This is a genomic window from Nitrospinota bacterium (assembly GCA_027619975.1).
In the GTDB taxonomy this organism is placed as follows: Bacteria; Nitrospinota; Nitrospinia; order Nitrospinales; family VA-1; genus JADFGI01.
The window spans coordinates 1-4,408 of sequence record JAQCGX010000065.1 but is presented as its reverse complement, the minus strand read 5'-3'; the positions used below and the strand labels follow the sequence as shown (position 1 = coordinate 4,408).

The window sequence follows — 4,408 nt, the reverse complement described above, 5'->3', positions numbered from 1 at the left end:
CCCGAGCATCCCGACTTTTTCATCCATGAGATGCATGGAACCTCCCAAGCCTTTTACGCAACCGGTGCTTTTGCCGTAAAGTTCTGCAATCATGGCATCCAAATTTCCACCTTTAGCCAGATAGTGACTGTGACAGCGGTGGTTGCTGAAAACGATGTCTTCATTTGTGAGACACATCGAAACCCCAACCGCAACCGCTTCCTGCCCAATGGAAAGGTGGACGGGACAACGCATCTCCTGATTCTTGTATTCGGATGCGATCGCTTCCTCGGTCTTACGGACCTTAATCAAATAAGTATAGGCTTTTTCCGCCCATTGATGATTGATCATATGAAATTTACATGCTCCGGGGGATGAGTCAAATCCCACAAATATCGATTTGCAGAATCCATGCGGCAGTTTTTGCGGCAATCTTTTATGTTGAGTTCGTTCTCGACAAATTCAATATTGCGTCGACGCTTCTCTCCTTCCCAAATTTCCTGAAAGGAATGCTCATTAATGTTTCCGTAGCAGAATCGCTCATCCAGAAGATAGGCACTGCACCCATACAGGGAACCGTCCGCCATAATGTATCCCCAAAAATAAGGCGTGGCGCTGCATTTGTCGTAATAATGATCTTTTTCAAAGAGCTTGTTTAAAGTGTTTTCACGGAAGACCACAGAAAACTGGCCATCGTTTAACGCTGCCAGATCCTCTTTAAGGTACTTCGATTCTGAATAGTCGACTCCCTCATAAGTCCGGGTGATACTGGAATTGTGTTGGGAGTAGGGTTTGATCACCAAATAATCACAACCCACGGTTTTCATGGTTTTGGCGAGAAGCAATGCTTCCTTTTCGTTTTCCGGCAACAGCACCATTTGAGACCCAAGAGTGCAATCCCAGTTTTTTTGATTGCGGATTTTCACGGCGGTTTCTAGATTAGACAGAACCTTGTGAAAATCTTCGGGTTTGGTCTGGTGGATTTGGGCGTAGGTCTCCGGCGTTCCTGCATTGATACTGGTTTTGATCCAGGTGATCGAACTCATTGCTTCCAATGCCCAGGCCTGGGTCAAAGCTACAGCATTTGTGGTGATCGAAATATCAATCCCGGAGTCTTTGGTGTGGCGAATGATTTCCGGCAACTTTTTGTGTAAAAGTGGCTCGCCCTCGCCAGCGTACATGATGCTTTTGACTCCCAGACGGCCCATTTCCGACAAACGGCTTTTTAATATGTCAGGGTCCAGAAACACGGTTTGGTAGCCAATGTAATCGACTGCGCAAAAAGTACATCTGTGATTGCACGCCCCGGCTGGGGAGATTTCCAGATAAATCGGGTAAACCTCTTTTCGCTCCAGCCAATCGTTCACTCGGGACAGGTGATAATTGAGTTTGTGGCTGTCTATACCGAATACATCGGCCATGCTCATTCTCCGATGGGTGGACCGGGTGATGGAAATACTAATCGATCGGGATGAGAATTTTATGAAATCACAACGGATAACTATTCTCAGTCCTAATGAACTTTAAATCCCTATCCTTGAAGGGCTAGAGATTGCAGATGCTTTTGTACACTTTAATTTAATTAATCAGTATTTTAAAGCCCTGTTTGAAGATATTCGACAAAAGGACAAAAACCATAAGAGTTTTCTTATTCAATTGTCCAGAAAACGCAGGAAAATTGCTCTCTATATAAAGGCAAATGAACCTTTAATATTAGGATTCGTTAAATCTTAGCTACTTCAGGAGTGAATGAATGAAGGCGAGAAGGTCCGCCTTTTCCACGGAATTTTTATTGCCGACGATCTGCACCGCCAGTGCCCCTACGGCGTTGCCAATAAACGAAACCATATCCAGCGGCAAACCCCTGGCAAAACAGGGAGCCGTGTAAGCGAAAAAAGCGTCACCGGCACCCACCGTATCGATCACCTTGGTGGAGAAAATCGGCGTCCGGTTGATTGCGTTATCGCTATTTATGCCGATGGAGCCTCTCTTGCCTTGCGTCACCATGAGATACTTGGTGTTGATCTTTTTCCGCATTTGACGGGCAACGGATTCGATATCTTCGAACTTTTCCTGGGCGGCTAGCCGGATTTCCGGCTCATCCAGGCAGACGTAATGAGGGTTCCGGTATTTGGTGATTAAATTGTAGCCCGCATTTGCAGCGTTGGTCTGTGTGTTGATTGCCAGCACCTTTGAAATGTTCTCGATGCAGTTATAAATCCGGTTACTGATGAAACCATGACCAAAATCCGAAACCAACACGACATCGAATTCGGGGATGATGTTTTCCATGTATCGAATAATTTCGTTTTCCATTTCGTTGCTTACGAAACGGTCGTTAATATAATTGATCTCAAATAGCTTTTGATTAAGGTATTGATGCACGTACCGCTTCTTGACAATGGTCGGGGCATCGTCTCTTAGGAAGAACTGGGTCTTAACATTAGGCTTCATGTTTTTCGCAATAAAATCTTCCCTGGAGTTTTCTTTCCCCAGAAGAGAAATCAGTGTGACTTCATCGCAGATTCCGGCCACATGATTGGCGATAGCAAAGGCCCCGCCTGCAAAAACCTCATGGTCCAGGTATTGATTCACCACAAGGTTGGTTTTTGCTGATTTTCCAAGGGGCTGGCAGTAGTGATATTCGTCTATAATGCCATCTCCGATGACCAGTACTTTAAGATCCTTCAGCGCTTTCAGGTTTTCGGCGATTTCGTCAAAGCCATATTTATGGGAAAACGACTTTAAAAATTCCTTAGTTCCTTCCGGGTAAAAGGACAGTAGTTCTTTGATGATTTGGGATGAACTGAAAGAAAATCCATCCGTCTCGAAGACTTTGCTCTTGCCGAAGTAAAATTCTCTTTCCTCCTCGAAGATCCTCTCATGAATTTTTTGGTCGCGTTCTTTATGAGCCTGACCTTTGGCAAACACATCAGGCTTGATCCTACTGACACATTCAAAGGGGGTCTCATCGTCTACCAGGCAGACAAAGTCGACCAGGCCCAGGGCCGCAACATTTTCCATTCGCAATTGTTCATTAAAAATAGGTCGGCCTGGGCCTCGACGTATATCCCTATCCTTAATCACTGTTACGATGAGAATATCGCCCTGTTGTTTGGCGGATTGGAGGTGTTTGATGATCCCCGGATGGATCAAGTCGTATACGCCATGGCTCTGGACAATTTTTTTGCCTTCTTGTTTCAGGGATTGGACTTTGTCCAGCAACATATCCCAATGCAAGCATCTGTCTTTACCGAAATTTTTCATGGACGATCATTTAAAGTGTTCGTTCAAAAGTTTGGTGGAGGAAAAAACAATTTCGTGGGTGAAGCGCATCTCCGCCCCCACTTCCTTTACCACGTCGTATTCTTTTTGGATTTTTCCAGTTTTGTCCTCCAACTGCGCAAACTCTTGACCCTTTACATAATAGTGAGGTCGAAGAAGACGCAGAGTGTTTTCGGCAGTTGGATACTTGTTGATGGCGACAAAATCCACACACTCAAGCGCGGCGATGGATTCCGCCCTCAGTGTTTGGTTGAAAACGGGGCGTCCGGGCCCCTTGTCAACAAATTCATCGGGGGTGATCGTGACTATCAGCACATCGCCCATTTTTTTGCTGGCCTGAAAATATTTGATGTGGCCGGGGTGCATCAGGTCAAAACAACCGTGGCAGTACACGATTTTCTTGCCTTCTTCCCTAAGGGCATGACATTTTTTGGAAAGATCGTCAAGATCAAAAATTTTCATGTGGCTCGATGGCTTGATTTTGGAAAAGAACTATTCAACGGTTCTCTTCTATTTCGTTGATGATAGTCCAAAGAGCGGGAATGGAATCCGCATGTTGGGCTTGAATATAGTAGCTTTTACCCCCGTCGGCCACCGTTCGCACCAGCATGGTTTTCCAAGGCCGGTAATAATACCCCGTATTATCCTTGGAAGGTTCTTTTGAAAAGTCCGTTGGAAGGTCGTGAAGATCGCATACCAACGTTGTAAAGTGTCGGATCACTGATCCTTTCTGATGGGCTACGTTTCTAGCCATGCTGAGGGCTTTTAAATAAATTTCGGGAGCCATGACGGCGCTGCCAAAACTCATTACAACACCTTTTTCCAGGTTTTGAATCAGGGAGGTAAACTTTAGAAAATCGTTGTACGAAAGGGCTCCCGTTGCGGCGCCATCGCAGTTGGGATGCTCGTGAATGATATCATATCCGATCCCCACATGAACGGTTATTGGAATCTTCAGCTCATACCCTGCCGCAAAAAGACTGATATCTTTGTGCGGGTAGTCTCCCTCATGGATGGCTCGGCCGATGGCTTCCCCCATTCCGGTTTTAGGATCATCGGCATAGGCCTGGTTGATGATATCGTTTAATTTTCCTGTTTCCTGCCACAACCCGAATTCTCCGTTTTTAATATAGCGGGCGACACT

The 4,408-nt window shown here is 45.6% G+C and carries 5 protein-coding genes; all 5 read right to left on the bottom strand.

All coding sequences use genetic code 11. The annotated features are described in order from the left end of the window. A partial coding sequence (locus O3C58_14005; protein MDA0692964.1) for a thiamine pyrophosphate-dependent enzyme occupies positions 1-330 on the bottom strand: 330 nt, incomplete at its 3' end. Further along, the gene (locus tag O3C58_14000; protein MDA0692963.1) at positions 327-1,400 is read right to left on the bottom strand and encodes a radical SAM protein; all 1,074 of its coding nucleotides are present in this window, start codon (positions 1,398-1,400) and stop codon (positions 327-329) included. The genes O3C58_14005 and O3C58_14000, both read right to left, overlap by 4 nt. Before the next feature lie 313 nt (positions 1,401-1,713). After that, positions 1,714-3,246: a PfkB family carbohydrate kinase gene (locus tag O3C58_13995; GenBank protein ID MDA0692962.1), complete on the bottom strand. Its 1,533-nt coding sequence runs from the start codon at positions 3,244-3,246 to the stop codon at positions 1,714-1,716. Between the two features lie 6 nt (positions 3,247-3,252). After that, the gene (locus O3C58_13990; protein ID MDA0692961.1) at positions 3,253-3,726 is read right to left on the bottom strand and encodes an adenylyltransferase/cytidyltransferase family protein; all 474 of its coding nucleotides are present in this window, start codon (positions 3,724-3,726) and stop codon (positions 3,253-3,255) included. Positions 3,727-3,760: 34 nt separating this feature from the next. Then, the coding region (locus tag O3C58_13985; protein ID MDA0692960.1) for a hypothetical protein at positions 3,761-4,408 on the bottom strand (648 nt) is incomplete at its 5' end.